Below are 14,343 nucleotides of genomic sequence, written 5' to 3' on the forward strand. Positions count from 1 at the left end.
CGGCTGGCGGCGGTGCTGGCAATCTTATGGGGCGAGACCCGCGTTGTGAGCCCAACCACCCTACGCCGAGCCATCGCCCTTGTGCGCTGGCTCGAGCCCCACGCCCGTCGGGTGTGGCAGCGAGCCTTGACAGGCAACGACGAGCCGGTGCTCAAGCTGGCCCGCAGGCTGGTTGCTGGCACCCTGGAAATACGGGGCAAGCGCCTCGCGGCGTTCACGGAGCGGGACATCACGCGGTCTCAGGTTGCTGGGCTGGGGCTGGTGGGCGAGGCCCGCCGGGTGCTGGGGGTGCTTGTCGCCCATGGGTGGTTGGTTCGGGAGGGTGAGAAATACAGGGTCAACCCGCGTGTGAAGGAGGTGGCTGGTGACTTTTGAGCTAGACGAACTTCTCGCACAAATAACAGGTCAGCTTGCAAGTGGCCTGGGAATCTCAGAGAAGCAGCGTCCTGGACAGGGTAAAGCCCTTGCGGGCAACCTACCCGCAAGCACCCGCAAGCCCTCTGAGGTAAAGGGAGAAAACGCTGTCCAGGAAGAGGTTTCTGCTGCCTCTGGCTTTGCGGGTAGCCAACCCGCAACCCTCCCGCAAGAACCCGCAACCTATACCGGCTTGCGGGTTTTGCGGGTTGATGCGGGTAACCTACCCGCAAGCACAAACACCGTCCTGGACGAAGACAATACCAACCTTGCGGGTTTGCGGGTAGAGAGCGGTGTTCAAAGTGAGCGTGACCCCCTCATAGCCCGCCTACTCCAAGCCGGTGCCGCCCTGGGTTGGAGCAAGAAGGCCCTGCAAGGCTGGCAAGCCTGGGCTGCCACCGCCCCCCTCGAGGCCCTCCGAGCCCGGGTGGGCCTCACAGAAGCCCGTTTATCGCAGCGCCGGGAGTTAGACCCCACCGGCTGCCCGGTTCACTGGCAACGGGTGCCTCTGCTGCCCGCAAGGGGGCAACAGGTAGCCCTGCAAACTCCGGATGGCTACGGTTCCCTATACAGACTTGAGCACGCCGGGGTGTGGTACATCCTCAAGTTTTTGCCCCCCTTCGATGGCCGTTTTTCGATGCGGGACGAGCAAGGCCGCACCTGGGTCTTTCCCTCGCTCGACGAGCTGGGCAGGTTTTTGAATCCGACCCCAGGGGGGTTCAGCCATTGTGAGGTCTAAAAAATGCCGATGAAAGCAACACGAAATAACGATATAGCGCGGGCCGGAACCGCGCTGAGGAAGGCCCTCAAAACCTCCGAGGCTCTACTGCAAGACCCCGACCCCCAAACACGTCTAAGGGCCGTCCATGCGCTGGCCCAGGCCGCCGGGGTGTTGTTGCGTCTGGCAGAGACGAGCGACCTTGAGCGCCGCCTCGAGGCCCTGGAGACCCTCTTGCCGCCCAGAAAGGGTGACGCAACATGGAAAGTCGTGTGAGGCGCATAGAGGGGTTTATACGAGAGCAACACCGAAAAGCCTGGCAAGCGTTCATTGACAGGCAGCAGCTTGACCTCATCCCCCGGCCCGCCTGGGAGGCGATAGTCGAGCGGTCTACAGGGATTCTCGAAAACAAGCTCGACGCAACCCTTCAGGCTTTCTGGCCCCCGGTTGACATTGAGGGCCTCGACCTTGACGTTTGGCTCCCATTTTTTGACCGGTGCCTCGAGGCCCAGCACTACGCCGAGGCCGGGGACTTGACCCTATGGCCCGACCGCCTACCCGAGCCGCCCCCCGAGCCGCCGGGCCTCTACGAGCGGGTGCAAGAGCTGGTCTGGTCGAGCGATGAGGATACCCAGGTGGCTGCCGCCCTTAGCCTTTGGGCGCTGAACTGTGCTCGAGCCCGCAAAGAGATAGGCCCCTTACCCTGACCCCGGATTATCGAAAAGCGCACTTATATTGCTAAGTGCGCTTATTGTTCGTGTACTCGTTGTATAATGCAGTCATGCCAAAGGGAGAAAGGTTGAACGCGGTTCGGTTGCCCCTCGAAGAGAGGCTGAGGTTGCTGGGCCTTGACAAGCCCCTGGCCCCCGGTGAGCGCAGCGTTGCTATTCGTCTACGACTCCCGGCATCATGCGTTGACCAGGTGCTGACGATGACCGCCGAAGAGCGGGGCCGGGTGTTCATGGTTGGTTTGGAGGTGATGCACCGTGCCGAGGCTGACCAATAAACCGCGAAAGCGCAGAGATGGTCGCTACGAGGTTCGCTTGAGTATTCCCGAGAACGGTAGACGGGTGCGTATCTCAGTCTATGGCGTTACCGCGCAGGAAGCCGAGCGCCTGGCCCGTGAGGTCAAGACCCGCGCCGAGCGGGGCCAGTTTAGTCGGGACAAGACTACTGTTGCTGGCTTTGCACGGGCCTGGCTCGAGCGCAAAGCCCGTGAGGTGCGACCCAACACCCTGGACGCTTACCGCCGGGAGCTTTCCCTGGCCCTGCCCAGCCTGAAAGATTCCCAGGCCCCCGACCCGCTGGGGGCCAGGCCCCTCAAGGACGTAACCCCCGGCCATATCCGGGAGCTGGTGGACGAGCTGTATGGGCGCTACAGCCTGCGAACGGTTCGCTGGGTTCGTCAAAAGCTACACGCCATCTTTGAGGAAGCCCTGCACCTGGAGCTGGTCTTTCGCAACCCGGTCGCGCCCGTGAAGGTCAAAGGCTCCCGTGACCAGGCCAGCGCCAAAGCAGGGCGGGCCCTCGAGCTCCACGAGGTACGGGCCCTACTGAGCGCCCTGGACGCTCACAGCGACCCCAGGACTGCGCTGGCCCTGCGCTTGATGCTGGCCTGCGGGTTGCGTTTGGGTGAGGCCCTGGGCTTGCAGTGGTCGGATATAGACCTCGAGGCCGGGGTGCTCACGGTGCGACGGGCCTACAGCGCAGGCCGCATCACCCAACCGAAGACCCACACAAGCGCCCGAACCGTACCTATCCCCGCGCAAACCCTCGAGCGGCTGAGGGCCTATCGGGCCTGGTGGTGCGAGAAACTTGGCAAATGCCCCCCGGTCGAGTTTTGGGTGTTTCCAGGAAACAGCCTCAGCAAGCCCCTGGACTACAACGCCCCCGGCCATGCCCTGCGCCGGATTGTCGCAAAGCTGGGGATTCCTCATGTTCGGGTGCATGACCTGCGCCATAGCTACGGCTCCCACCTGCTGGCAAACGGGGCCCCCCTGGAGCTGGTATCCGAGCGGATGGGCCATGCAAACGCGAACATCACCCTGGGGGTGTACCGGCATCTACTCCAACACGAGCGACAGGGCTTTGTGATTGACCCCGAGGACTTGCTAAGGCCCAGGGCTCAAGCGTAGGGGGTCAACAGTTTATTGGGGTCAAAACCTGGGGTCAAAACGCAAACCGGGGTCAAGAGCACCCCGGTTTTTTGCGTTCTGGACTGGTGCGCCCGGCAGGACTCGAACCTGCGACCTAAGGTTTAGGAAACCTTCGCTCTATCCAAACTGAGCTACGAGCGCAAAGGGCTTGCGACCGCAAGCAAGCCAGATTGTAGCATCTACCCCTGCTGTCTTCCACTGCACGCAAGGGTCGCGGAAGGGCTCAGGCCGGGCGCATTTGCCATGGAAAAAACCCTTTGGGCCAGAAGCACCGACGCCATCTTTTGGCCCCTGCACCTATAATGGTTCGGGTATGCCCGAGTTCGAAGCCGTGGTGGGGCTGGAAGTCCACCTGCACCTCAAAACCAAGAGCAAGATGTTTTGTGGCTGCGACGCCAACTATTTTGGCGACCCGCCCAACACCCACACCTGCCCGGTCTGCCTGGGGCTGCCGGGGGTGCTGCCCTCGGTGAACGCGCAGGCGGTGGACTTTGGCATCCTGTTTGGGCTGGCCCTGAACTGCGCCATCGCCCCCTGGACGCAGTTTCACCGCAAGAGCTATTACTACCCGGACATGCCCAAGAACTACCAGATCTCGCAGTACGACCTGCCCATCGCCGCCCACGGCTACCTGGAGGTCGAAGGGCAGAAAGTGCGCATCAAGCGGGTGCATCTGGAGGAGGACGCGGCCAAATCTACCCACCCGGATGGCGCTCCTTACTCGCTGATTGACCTCAACCGGGCCGGCTCCCCCCTGATCGAGATGGTCACCGAGCCGGATATTCGCACCCCCGAGCAGGCCCGCACCTTCCTGGCCCACATCCGCTCGATTGCCCAGACCCTTGGGGTCTCGGAGGCCAACCCCGAGGAAGGCAAGATGCGGGCCGACGTGAACGTCTCGGTGCGGCCCGTGGGGGGGGCTTTAGGCACCAAGGTGGAAATAAAAAACCTGAACTCCTTTCGGAGCGTGGCGCGGGCCCTCGAGTTCGAAATCAAGCGGCAGCAGGAGCTTTTGCGCAGCGGGCGCAGGGTGGAGCAGGCCACCTTGGGCTGGGACGAGGCCGCCGGCAAGACCTACGTGATGCGCCTCAAGGAGGGCGAGGCCGACTACCGCTACTTCCCCGACCCCGACCTGCCCCCCATCGTGGTGGACGAAGCCTGGCTGGGGCGGCTCAGGGCGGCCATGCCCGAGCTGCCGGCGCAAAAGTTTGAACGCTACAAAGCCCAGGGGGTACGCCCCTACGACGCCGAAATTCTGGCCTACAACGCCTCGCTGGCCCGCTTCTTCGACCAGGCCCTGGCCTCTTACCAGGGCAACCCCCAGACCATCGCCAACCTGCTCAACGCCGAGGTGGCCGGCTACCTGAACGAGCGGGGCCTCGAGGTGCAAGAGACCGCCCTCACCCCCACCCACCTGGCCAGCCTGGCCGGGCTCTTCGAGCGCCGCGAGATTACCAACCGGGTGCTCGCGCAGCTGTTGCCCGAGGTGATGGAAGGGGCCGACCCCCTGCGGCTGGTGGAGGAACGCGGGCTGCGCTCGGTCGCCGACGAAGGCACGCTCAGGCCCATCGTGGAGCGGGTGGTGGCCACCAACCCCAAGGTGGTCGAGCAGGTCAAAAGCGGCAACCTCACGGCGGCCAACGCCCTGTTGGGGCCCATCATGAAGGAGACCCGGGGCACCGCCAAGGCCGATGTGGTCAAGAAGATGCTGGGCGAGATGCTGGGGGTTGAACTTTGAAATACCAAGACGCAGGTGTTGACATTGACCGCAAGGCCGGGGCCTTGAAAAGGGCGGCCCAGAAAATCAAGGAGACCTACACCCCGCAGGTGCTCCGGGGCATCGGAGCCTTTGGGGGGATGCTCGAGGCCTCCCGGCTCAAGGAGATGTCCGAGCCGGTGCTGGTGGCCTCCACCGACGGGGTGGGCACCAAGACCCTGCTGGCCGCCCAGACCGGGCGCTACGGGGGGCTGGGCTTCGACCTGGTGAACCACTCGGTCAACGACCTGCTGGTGCAGGGGGCCAGGCCTTTGTTTTTCATGGACTACATCGCCAGCGCCCGCCTCGAGGCCGAGGTGCTGGCCGCGGTGCTGGGGTCGCTGGCCGAGGCCTGCAAAGCGGTGGGCATCCCCCTGTTGGGGGGCGAGACCGCCGAGATGCCCGGGGTCTACCACGAAGGGAGCCTCGACCTGGCGGGCACCATTGTGGGGGTGGTGGACAAAGCCCGCATTGTGGACGGCTCTAAGGTGCAGCCGGGCGATGTGCTGCTGGCCCTGCCCTCTTCCGGCCTGCACACCAACGGCTACAGCCTGGCCCGCAAGGTGTTGGCCGGGTGGAACCTGGAGGAACCCCGGCCCGAGCTGGGCGGCGTGCCCTTGGCCGAAGCCCTGCTCGAGCCCCACCGCTGCTACCTGGAAGAGGTGGCGCTCTTGGAGCGTGAGGGCCTCGAGATTCGCGCCATGGCCCACATCACCGGCGGGGGCGTGTTCGAAAACCTGCCCAGGGTTCTGCCAGAGGGGCTGGGGGCCGAAATCCGGCGTGGAAGTTTTCCGGTTCCCCCCATTTTTGACCTGATTCAGCGCGCTGGCAACATTGAGGTGCAGGAGATGTTCCGGGTCTTTAACATGGGGCTTGGTTACATTTTGGTTTTGAGTTCAGACATGGCCTCTTGGGCCCAGACACTTTTGCCCCAAATCTACCCGGTAGGCTATATCATGGAGGGGTCAGGGATTAAGGTTGCATGAAACCCTGCCCCCCTACCCTATGAAAGAACTCTGGCTGCTGCGCCACGGTGAAACGCCCTGGAACGCTGAGGGGCGCTTTCAGGGCCATTTCGACATCAACCTATCGCCCCAGGGCCTGCACCAGGCCTACCGGGTGGCCGAGCGGCTGGCGGCCTGCCGCCAGGGCTTCGACGGCCTTTACAGTTCCGACCTCCAGCGGGCGGCGCTCACCGCCAAGCCCATCGCCGAGGCGCTGCGCCTCGAGCCGGTCTACGACCCGCGCCTGCGCGAGATTTATGCAGGCGAGTTGCAGGGCCTGTTGCGCAGCGAGATGGAACTCCTTTACCCCGCCTTCCACGAGGCCATCCAGCGCGACCCCTGGAACACCAAGCGCCCCGGCGGCGAGAGCATGGCCGACCTGGCCGTGCGGGTTCAGGCCTTCCTGAACGAGCTACCCGAGGGGCGGTTTATTGTGGTCACCCACGGCGGGGTGATCCGGGCCGCCCTCAAGATCGTGCTCAAGCTGGAAAACGGCGCCTGGCGCAAGTTCCAGATTCAAAACACCTCCATCACCCGGCTTCTGTACCCCGAGGGCCTGGCCCTTTCGGTGGGCGACGTGGGGCATCTGGAAGCCTGGGCCGAGGGGCTCACCGACGAGGCCACCCTCTCGTAGGCCCCGGCGCTTACCTGGACCAGCGAATGCTCAGGTCTTCCCGGCCCGCCATGGCCTGCTGAAAGAGATCCAGCAGGGCCGGGTCGGCCCCCTGTTCGCGCCAGGTCTCGAGCAGGTCGGCGTTCAGGTAGTAGTCCTGGTCTTCGGCGTGTTCTTCTTCCAGCTGGGCCACCAGGAATTCTAGCTGGGCGTCGCTGATCTCACCGAGGGGCTCCCCTGTGTCGGCATTGAACAGTTGCGGCATGGACTTAGTGTACCAGGGTGGGTAGACTGCACCCATGCACGAACCCCTCTCGCTCAAACCGGCCTCCTGGCTGGTGGCCGCCGGCCGCCCAACCGCGCCCGGCGAACCCCTGAACACCCCGTTGGTTCCGGCTTCGAACTTTATCCTGGGCCAGGAGCAGGCCTACGCGCGGGACAGCGGCACCCCCACCTGGGAAGCCCTCGAGACCATCGTGGGGGGGCTGGAGGGGGGCCGGGCCCTGGCCTTCGCGTCCGGCATGGCGGCGGTGGCCGCGGTGTTCGACCAACTTCCAGCGGACGCGGTGGTGGTGCTGCCGGACGATTGCTACCAGGGCGTGGCCGGTCTGGCTGTGGCCGGGGCGCAAAAAAAGCGCTGGTCGGTGGTGCGGCTGGCCGTGGAGGACACCGACGGCTGGATTCAAGCCTGTGCCCAGGCCGATCTGGTCTGGCTCGAGTCCCCCTCCAACCCCCTGCTCCGGGTGGCCGACCTGGAGGCCATCTGCGCTGCGCCGCGCAAACCTGGGGCCATCGTGGCCGTGGACAACACCTTCGCCACCCCGCTGAACCAGCAGCCCCTGAAGCTCGGGGCCACGGTCTCCATCCAGTCGGCCACCAAGTTCATCGGGGGCCATTCCGACCTGCTGGCCGGGGTGGCAACCACCCAGGACGAAGCCCTCTGGCAGGGCCTTAGGCGCTCCAGGGAACTCAACGGTGCCACCCCCGGCACCCTCGAGGCTTTCCTGGCCGCGCGCGGCGCCAGAACCCTGGCCCTGCGCTTGCGGCAGGCCCAGGAAACCGCCCTGTTCCTCGCCGAGCGGCTGGCCCAGCACCCGCTGGTCTCGGTGGTGCGCTACCCGGGCCTGCCCTCCCACCCCGCCCACGCCACGGCCCGCCGCCTCCTCAAGGGCTACGGGGCGGTGCTCTCCTTCGACCTGCGGGGCGGGGCCGCACTGGCCGATGCGGTCTGCCAGAACACCCGGCTCATCCGCCATGCCACCAGCCTGGGCGGCGTGGAGTCCACCATGGAGCGCCGGGCGGCCATACCCGGCCAGGAACACCTGCCCCCCTCGCTGCTGCGCTTGAGCGTGGGCATCGAGGACGCTGAAGACCTCTGGGCCGACCTCGAGGCGGCCTTGCAGGCGGCTGCCCGGTAGCCCCTCTGCTATACTCTTGGTTTTGTGGAAAAGACCCTGACCCCCCGCGCCCTGGGCTTTGGCATGCCCGCCGAGTGGGCCCCCCACGCTGCCACCTGGACGGCCTGGCCCTACGACGACGAAAAATGGCTGGGCTACTTAGAGCCGGTGCGGCAGGAGTTTGCCGCCTTTGTGAACACCCTGGCCCGCTTTGAACCGGTGCATCTGGTGGTGAACGACGAGGAGTCCGAACAGGACGCCCGAAAGAGGCTCTCAGGCCCCATCCGGTTCCACCGCATCCCCCACAACGACTTGTGGCTGCGCGACTCGGGGGCCATCTTTGTGACCCGCCCCGCCAGAGGGCCTGGAGCCGAGCCCGAGCTGGCCGCTGTCAACTGGGAGTTCAACGGCTGGGGGCGCAAGTACCCCGCCGAGCTCGATAACCAGATGCCCCGGCACATGGCCGCCATCCTGGGGGTTAAGCTCTTCGAGGCGGGACTGGTGATGGAGGGGGGGAGCCTCGAGGTCAACGGCGAGGGGGTGGGCCTCACCACCCGACAGTGCCTGCGCTCGCCGGAGCGCAACCCCGGCCACGACGAGGCGGCCCTCGAGGCCGCCCTGCGCGAGTACCTGGGCATCGAGCACCTGGTCTGGCTGGGGGAAGGGCTCGAGGGCGACCACACCGACGGCCACATTGATACCCTCACCCGCTTCACCTCGCCCCGCACCATCGTCACCTCGGTCTCCGACCCCGACGACCCCAACCACCGCCCCTTGCAGGAAAACCTGGAAATCCTGCAAAGCCTGGAGGGGTTCCAAATCGTAGAGCTTCCCCTGCCCCAAAACCCCCTCTGGATCGAAGAGACCCGCCTGCCCCTCACCTACGCCAACTTTTACATCGCCAACGGGGCGGTGCTGGTGCCCCTCTACGGCGACCCCCGCGACAAGCAGGCCCTGGAAATTCTGCGCCCTTTGTTCCCCGGGCGCGAGGTGATCGGCCTGATGAGCCGCTACCTGATGACCGGCGGGGGCAGCTTCCACTGCGTCACCCAGCAGCAGCCCCAGGGCCAGGTGTGGAAGGGGTAGCCTGGGCACACAGGAGAAGGGCCGCAACTCCCTCCCCATCACTCCTGGCCGGGGCCCAGGATGCATCCAGCGCTGAAAATACCGCCTGCATCGGCCACAGACCCCCAACCAGACCCTAAACTATAGACCATAGACCCCAGGGAGCCGCCATGCCCAGACTAGCCGTCGTACAGATGTCCATGACAAAAGACCGCGACCAGAACGTGGCCAAAGCCACCCAGATGGTACGCGAAGCCGCCGCTCAGGGCGCTCAGATTGTGCTGCTGCCCGAGCTTTTTGAGAACCTCTACTTTTGCCAGGCCGAGCGGGACAAATACTTTGCCCTGGCCAACCCGGTGGAAAACCACCCCTTCCTGCCGCATTTCCAAAAGCTGGCCGGGGCGCTGGGGGTGGTGCTTCCCGTCTCCTTTTTCGAACGGGCCGGGCAGGCTTACTACAACAGCCTGGCCCTGATTGACGCCAGCGGCGAAATTTTGGGCCTCTACCGCAAATCGCACATCCCCGATGGGCCCGGCTACGAGGAGAAGTATTACTTCAACCCCGGCGATACCGGCTTCAAGGCCTTCCCGACCCGCTTTGGCACGGTGGGGGCCGGCATCTGCTGGGATCAGTGGTTCCCCGAGTGCGCCCGCAGCATGGCCCTGCTGGGGGCTGAAATTCTGCTCTACCCCACCGCCATTGGCTCCGAACCGCCCGAGGCCGGCGGCATAGACACCAAGGACATGTGGCAACGCGCCATGATCGGGCACGCGGTCTCGAATATCTGCTATCTGGGAGCGGCCAACCGGGTGGGCACCGAGCAAGTGGAGGGCCTCGAGCAGACCTTTTACGGCTCCTCCTTCATCGCCGACTATATGGGCAACAAACTCGCCGAGGCGGGCCGCAGCGAAGAAACCGTCCTGATAGCCGACTTAAACCTGGATGAAGCCCGCACTTTCCGGGCCAGTTTTGGCTTTTTCCGCGACCGCAGGCCCGACCTCTACGGCCCCCTCCTGACCCTGGACGGCAAGACCCGCCGACTCTGAGGGCGTTTGGATAAACTTTGACCATGTTCCAGGGCAAAGTGGTACTGATTACCGGAGCCGCCAGGGGTATTGGGCGGGCCATTGCCGAGGCCTTTGCCGAGGAGCGGGCCTTGCTGGTGCTGTGCGATGTGAGACCGGAGGGGCTCGAGGTCGCCAAGCGGCTCGGAGCCCTGTTTGTGTACGCCGACCTCTCCCAGGCCGGACACCGCGAACGTTTTATCGAGCAGGCCACCAAGCAGTGGGGTGGCATTCACGTGCTGGTCAACAACGCCGCCATCGCTGTCCCCGGTTCGGCGCTCAAGGTCGGGCTGGCCGACTGGCAGCAAACCCTGGAAGTCAACCTGACTGCCCCCATGCACCTTTCTGCCCTGGCTGCTCGGGAAATGGTGCACTCGGGCGGGGGCGCGATTGTCAATGTGGCCAGCGTTCAGGGGCTTTTCGCCGAACAGAACAATGTGGCCTACAACGCCTCCAAGGGCGGGCTGGTCAACCTGACCCGCTCGCTGGCCCTCGACCTGGCGCCCATGAACATCCGGGTCAACGCGGTAGCCCCGGGCGCCATTGCCACCGAGAGCGTGCTGGAAGCCATCCAGATGTCAGAACACCCCGAGCTCACGCGCCAGGACTGGGAAGACCTGCACGCCCTGCGCCGGCTGGGGCGGCCCGAGGAGGTGGCCCAGGCGGTGGTCTTTCTGGCTTCCGAGAGGGCCAGCTTTATCACCGGGGCCATTTTGCCGGTGGATGGCGGCATGACCGCCAGCTTCATGATGGCCGGAAGGCCGGTTTAGGCACGCCTCTTATTAGGGCGTACATGCAACCTTCAACGAAACGCTGGATGGTGGGGCTCCAACCCCCCGCTCTCTGCCTCATCGCTCCTACCGTTTGCAAAGCGTTGAGGTATCCCACACTGCGTACCGTGTCGCATATCGCGCCCTTCACAGACGTGGCCGCTCACGAAAACGAGAAGGGACAAGTGTCTGCGTTGCGTCTGGGCCGAGACGCATGTTTTCGAGTTTCCAGGCGGCCACTGTTCTGTCCAGGACAAAGCTTTCTTATAGTCGAATGGCTCATCATATGTGAAGAGCGCTCTAAAAGCCCGTACCACCACACCCGCACGGAGAGCGAGTCCAGTTCCAATACCCTCCCCAACCCTCCCTACGCGGTAGGGAGGGGCCTGAGGACGACCACTCTTTGGAATCTGCGGGCGTGTATGGGTATCTTTGCGACTTCGACCTCGAGAAAGCTTTGCAAAGAGAACAATGGCCGCCCATTCAGGCGGCCAGGTCTGTAAAGGGCGCGGTAATCGCTACTCCTGGTGCAGCAGCAGTTCGCCGGTGGGTTTTTCGCCTTCGTTGCCCTTGACGTGGGCCCAGTGTTTAAGAAGTTGGTCGCGCACGTCTACGATGGCTTGCTGGATGCGGCCTAGCTCGGTGCGGGAAAAGCCGTTGTTGGCCTGCAAGGCCAGCGGTTGCAGGGAAAACTTGGCAAAGTGCCCCTCGTGCTTAACGCAGATGTAGGGCTGCTCGAGGTTGTAGCCCGAATTGACGTAGAAGCGGTACTGTCCCGAACGGTGAAGTGTAATCATATGAACGCCAGTCCTCCAACAATGTGATTAATAACCGTAAAGTAGTGCAGCGACGTAACGTCACTTTAGCACAGACCCAGGAAAATGGGATGAGGCGTTGATAATGGGCGGGCTTTCCTTGCGGGGCGCTAAACCCAGCCTGGTTCCCTCGGGCCAGACTCGGCTGGCTCGAGCGCGATGGGCCGCCGGTGGGCCATCAGCGGCTGAACGTCCAGGAAACCGGCTGGCCGCCCGCGTAGGGCATCACCCCGTGGAAGGGGCGGGGGTCGGCATCGAACACCAGGGGCAAAAAGTGCCGGTCGCCCGGCCACATGGGCAGCTCGAGCCCGACCAGCTTGGCCAGCGGCACCCATACCAGGCGCCCTTCCGCGTTGGCCTGGAGGGGGGCGCCCGACCACCGGGGAATCAGAAAAATAAAGCCAAACCAGTCCTCGCCGTTTTTGCCGAAGCCCGGCCAGGAGAGGGTTCCCCGCAGAACTAGCTCTTGCGCCTCGAGGCCCGCCTCCTCCCGGATTTCCCGGCGCATGCCAGCGGCTACGTCTTCGGTGGGCTCGAGCTTGCCCCCCAGCCCGTTGTACTTGCCAAAGGCTGGGTCGTCGGGGCGGGCGTTTCGGTGAATCAGCAAGACCTGCTGGCCGTCGGGCGAGAGCACATAACCCAGGGTGGCGAGAATGGGGGTATAAGGCACAGCCCTAAACTACAGGCCGAAGGAGGGGGGTTCAACTAGGGGTCGGCCTGCCCGCCCAAGCCTACTCACCTTTCCAGAGGATGCGCCCACAGGAGGGGCAGCGCACCACCTTCTGGGCCTGATGGATTTGCTGGGCTACATGCATGGGCAGCTGGACGTTGCAGGCCGTGCAGCGGTAGCCGTTGCCGGTTTTCGCCATTCTGGCCAGGCCGGTGCCTTTGCGGGCCTTGCGAATGGACTCGTACTCCTTGACGATGGGGGCCGGAATGGTCGCAGCCAGTCGGTCACGGTCGGCCTTCTGGGATTGATAGGTGGCCTCGAGGTCGTTGACCCGCTGCTGGTTGGCGGCTTCCAGGGCCTCGAGCCGGGGCCTGGCCTCGTCAACCTGGGCTTTGACCTGGGCCAGCTCTTCTTCCAGCTTGTAAATCTGCTCCACCAGGGGCGCCATCTGACCTTCGACGTTTTTCTTTTCGCTGCCTTCAATCTCCTCAATGCGATCATCGAGCTGGCGAATCTGTTCGCCGTACTGGGTCTGCTCTTTGGCGCTGCTGGCCTGGGCCTGGGCGGCCCTGGCTTTTTCGCGCTTGCTTTTGAGGTCTTGTAGTTCTAGCTCGACCTTGTGGTAGGCCAGGTTTACTTCTCGGAGCTGATCTTGCAGGTCTGCCAGCCTGTCCTCGAGGGTTCTCAAGTGGAGCCGGGCCTGGGCCAAATCCTCGGGAATGCGGGATTGATCTTCGCGGATCTGGTCAAGCTCGAGGTCGCGTTCCTGGAGGCGGTTCAACTCGGCCAGCGGGTCACTCACGGCTATAGTCTAACACCCCCAATCGAGCCGCGGGTCAGGGGTTCTGGATTGAAGATGTGCTGCTACCCGGCCAGATAGGGGTTGTGGGCCATCTCCTCGGCCAGGGTCGTGAGGGGGCCATGACCGGGATAGACCACCGTCTGGGGGGGCAACCCAGTGAGTTTTTGTAGCGAGGCGAACAGGGCCTGGGGGTCGCTGCCTGGCAGGTCGTAGCGGCCAATGCCACCCCGAAAGAGCACATCCCCGCTCACCAGGTGTCCTGGCTGGTAGAAGCCCACGTGCCCAGGCGCATGGCCGGGTAAAAACAGCACCTCGAGGCCCAGGCCAAAATCCAGCCGCTGCCCTTCGGCCAGGGGCTCCACCGGCTCGGGCAGCGGCGGGATGGACAGGCCCCAGCGGGCCGCATTCTGAGCCGCGTTGTGGTAGAGGGGCAGGTCGGCTGGATGCAGATACACAGGCAGGCCCAGGGCCTCCACCAGGGGCGCTACCGCCCCCACATGGTCGAAATGGGCGTGGGTCAGCAGGATGGCCTCCGGGTGCAGGCCCACCCGGCCTACTTCGGCCAGGATGCGCTCGGGCTCATCGCCGGGGTCTACAATGGCCCCCCGTCCACTCTCGCCCACCAACAAATAGGTGTTTTCCTGCAAGGGGCCCACCGCAAGCGGGTATACCTTCATGCCCCATAGCCTACAGGTAAAACCCGCTAAGGTTTTACACAGTCGTAAAGAGACCCATACACGCCCGCAGATTCCAAAGAGTGGTCGCCCTCGAGCCCCTCCCTACCGCGTAGGGAGGGTTGGGGAGGGTATTGGACGAGACCCCCAATCTGCTGGTTGCGCAAAGGGCCAGGTCTCAAACCCCACCTGGCCGCCCCTACAAGGGGAGGAACCGAGCGAGGCCGGGCTGGGATTATCGCCCTCAGCGAGCGGAGGGGTGGTGGTACGGGCTTTTATCCTCTTCACATACGTGGCCGCCCACGAAAACCAGAGGGGACAAAGAGACGTGCCTCACCTCGGTGAGGTACGCTTGTCTGCGTTGCGTCTGGGCCGAGACGCATGTTTTCGAGTTTCCAGGCGGCCACTGTTCTGTTCAGAACCAG

The 14,343-nt window shown here is 64.2% G+C and carries 16 protein-coding genes, 1 tRNA gene and 1 pseudogene; 12 read left to right on the forward strand and 6 right to left on the reverse strand.

The window, feature by feature from the left end; all coding sequences use genetic code 11:
* From NZN28_RS11505 to NZN28_RS11525, 5 genes and pseudogenes are all read left to right on the forward strand, one after another.
* Positions 1–375 (forward strand): annotated as a pseudogene (locus tag NZN28_RS11505) (DUF3987 domain-containing protein); the annotation flags it as partial.
* Positions 376–691: 316 nt separating this feature from the next.
* Positions 692–1,153: a hypothetical protein gene (locus tag NZN28_RS11510; protein ID WP_295398318.1), complete on the forward strand. Its 462-nt coding sequence runs from the start codon at positions 692–694 to the stop codon at positions 1,151–1,153.
* A gap of 9 nt (positions 1,154–1,162) precedes the next feature.
* Positions 1,163–1,408 carry a hypothetical protein gene (locus NZN28_RS11515; protein WP_295398320.1) on the forward strand — a complete coding sequence of 82 codons (246 nt, stop codon included), beginning with the start codon at positions 1,163–1,165 and terminating at the stop codon, positions 1,406–1,408.
* Positions 1,393–1,839 (forward strand): hypothetical protein, encoded by a 447-nt coding sequence (locus NZN28_RS11520; protein WP_295398322.1) that lies wholly within the window; start codon positions 1,393–1,395, stop codon positions 1,837–1,839. Before NZN28_RS11515 ends, NZN28_RS11520 begins: the two co-directional genes overlap by 16 nt.
* A 363-nt stretch (positions 1,840–2,202) precedes the next feature.
* Complete coding sequence (locus tag NZN28_RS11525; protein ID WP_295398324.1) at positions 2,203–3,267, forward strand: site-specific integrase; 1,065 nt, start codon at positions 2,203–2,205, stop codon at positions 3,265–3,267.
* An 84-nt stretch (positions 3,268–3,351) separates the two neighbouring features.
* Here NZN28_RS11525 and NZN28_RS11530 read toward each other — a convergent pair.
* Positions 3,352–3,429, reverse strand: a tRNA-Arg gene (locus NZN28_RS11530).
* A gap of 172 nt (positions 3,430–3,601) precedes the next feature.
* Between NZN28_RS11530 and gatB the strand changes: the two genes are divergently transcribed.
* The 3 genes from gatB to NZN28_RS11545 are packed head-to-tail and all read left to right on the forward strand — an operon-like array spanning position 3,602 to position 6,682.
* Positions 3,602–5,026 (forward strand): Asp-tRNA(Asn)/Glu-tRNA(Gln) amidotransferase subunit GatB, encoded by a 1,425-nt coding sequence (gene gatB / locus NZN28_RS11535; protein WP_295398326.1) that lies wholly within the window; start codon positions 3,602–3,604, stop codon positions 5,024–5,026.
* Positions 5,023–6,030 carry a phosphoribosylformylglycinamidine cyclo-ligase gene (gene purM, locus NZN28_RS11540; protein ID WP_295398327.1) on the forward strand — a complete coding sequence of 336 codons (1,008 nt, stop codon included), beginning with the start codon at positions 5,023–5,025 and terminating at the stop codon, positions 6,028–6,030. The genes gatB and purM overlap by 4 nt, the downstream gene beginning before the upstream one ends.
* Before the next feature lie 19 nt (positions 6,031–6,049).
* Positions 6,050–6,682: a histidine phosphatase family protein gene (locus tag NZN28_RS11545; protein ID WP_295398329.1), complete on the forward strand. Its 633-nt coding sequence runs from the start codon at positions 6,050–6,052 to the stop codon at positions 6,680–6,682.
* Positions 6,683–6,692: 10 nt separating this feature from the next.
* Here NZN28_RS11545 and NZN28_RS11550 read toward each other — a convergent pair whose 3' ends face one another.
* On the reverse strand, positions 6,693–6,926 hold the full coding sequence (locus NZN28_RS11550) for a galactosyldiacylglycerol synthase (RefSeq protein WP_295398332.1): 234 nt from the start codon (positions 6,924–6,926) through the stop codon (positions 6,693–6,695).
* Positions 6,927–6,960: 34 nt separating this feature from the next.
* Here NZN28_RS11550 and NZN28_RS11555 point away from each other — a divergent pair, with 34 nt between their 5' ends.
* The 4 genes from NZN28_RS11555 (at position 6,961) to NZN28_RS11570 (ending at position 10,957) form a co-directional block, all read left to right on the forward strand.
* Positions 6,961–8,079 (forward strand): PLP-dependent aspartate aminotransferase family protein, encoded by a 1,119-nt coding sequence (locus NZN28_RS11555; RefSeq protein ID WP_295398333.1) that lies wholly within the window; start codon positions 6,961–6,963, stop codon positions 8,077–8,079.
* Positions 8,080–8,103: 24 nt separating this feature from the next.
* On the forward strand, positions 8,104–9,144 hold the full coding sequence (locus NZN28_RS11560; protein WP_295398335.1) for an agmatine/peptidylarginine deiminase: 1,041 nt from the start codon (positions 8,104–8,106) through the stop codon (positions 9,142–9,144).
* A gap of 149 nt (positions 9,145–9,293) precedes the next feature.
* The gene (aguB, locus tag NZN28_RS11565; protein ID WP_295398337.1) at positions 9,294–10,169 is read left to right on the forward strand and encodes an N-carbamoylputrescine amidase; all 876 of its coding nucleotides are present in this window, start codon (positions 9,294–9,296) and stop codon (positions 10,167–10,169) included.
* Between the two features lie 17 nt (positions 10,170–10,186).
* Complete coding sequence (locus NZN28_RS11570) at positions 10,187–10,957, forward strand: SDR family NAD(P)-dependent oxidoreductase (RefSeq protein WP_295398340.1); 771 nt, start codon at positions 10,187–10,189, stop codon at positions 10,955–10,957.
* 518 nt (positions 10,958–11,475) lie between these two features.
* Here NZN28_RS11570 and NZN28_RS11575 read toward each other — a convergent pair.
* The 4 genes from NZN28_RS11575 to NZN28_RS11590 form a co-directional block, all read right to left on the reverse strand.
* Entirely contained in the window at positions 11,476–11,754 is a 279-nt protein-coding gene (locus NZN28_RS11575; protein ID WP_295398343.1) for a DUF4160 domain-containing protein, read from the reverse strand.
* A gap of 196 nt (positions 11,755–11,950) precedes the next feature.
* Entirely contained in the window at positions 11,951–12,442 is a 492-nt protein-coding gene (locus NZN28_RS11580; protein WP_295398345.1) for an 8-oxo-dGTP diphosphatase, read from the reverse strand.
* 61 nt (positions 12,443–12,503) lie between these two features.
* On the reverse strand, positions 12,504–13,244 hold the full coding sequence (locus NZN28_RS11585; protein WP_295398347.1) for a C4-type zinc ribbon domain-containing protein: 741 nt from the start codon (positions 13,242–13,244) through the stop codon (positions 12,504–12,506).
* Between the two features lie 62 nt (positions 13,245–13,306).
* On the reverse strand, positions 13,307–13,921 hold the full coding sequence (locus NZN28_RS11590; protein WP_295398348.1) for an MBL fold metallo-hydrolase: 615 nt from the start codon (positions 13,919–13,921) through the stop codon (positions 13,307–13,309).
* Positions 13,922–14,343 lie beyond the last annotated feature (422 nt).

The organism is Meiothermus sp. (genome assembly GCF_025056915.1).
Lineage (GTDB): Bacteria > Deinococcota > Deinococci > Deinococcales > Thermaceae > Meiothermus.

What these genes read in the sequence shown, in the direction of transcription:
- NZN28_RS11515 (WP_295398320.1), top strand. Translation starts at nt 1,163, where the DNA reads ATGAAAGCAACACGAAATAACGATATAGCGCGGGCCGGAACCGCGCTG.
- NZN28_RS11520 (WP_295398322.1), top strand. Translation starts at nt 1,393, where the DNA reads ATGGAAAGTCGTGTGAGGCGCATAGAGGGGTTTATACGAGAGCAACAC.
- gatB (WP_295398326.1), top strand. Translation starts at nt 3,602, where the DNA reads ATGCCCGAGTTCGAAGCCGTGGTGGGGCTGGAAGTCCACCTGCACCTC.
- NZN28_RS11545 (WP_295398329.1), top strand. Translation starts at nt 6,050, where the DNA reads ATGAAAGAACTCTGGCTGCTGCGCCACGGTGAAACGCCCTGGAACGCT.
- NZN28_RS11550 (WP_295398332.1), bottom strand. Translation starts at nt 6,926, where the DNA reads ATGCCGCAACTGTTCAATGCCGACACAGGGGAGCCCCTCGGTGAGATC.
- NZN28_RS11555 (WP_295398333.1), top strand. Translation starts at nt 6,961, where the DNA reads ATGCACGAACCCCTCTCGCTCAAACCGGCCTCCTGGCTGGTGGCCGCC.
- aguB (WP_295398337.1), top strand. Translation starts at nt 9,294, where the DNA reads ATGCCCAGACTAGCCGTCGTACAGATGTCCATGACAAAAGACCGCGAC.
- NZN28_RS11575 (WP_295398343.1), bottom strand. Translation starts at nt 11,754, where the DNA reads ATGATTACACTTCACCGTTCGGGACAGTACCGCTTCTACGTCAATTCG.
- NZN28_RS11590 (WP_295398348.1), bottom strand. Translation starts at nt 13,921, where the DNA reads ATGAAGGTATACCCGCTTGCGGTGGGCCCCTTGCAGGAAAACACCTAT.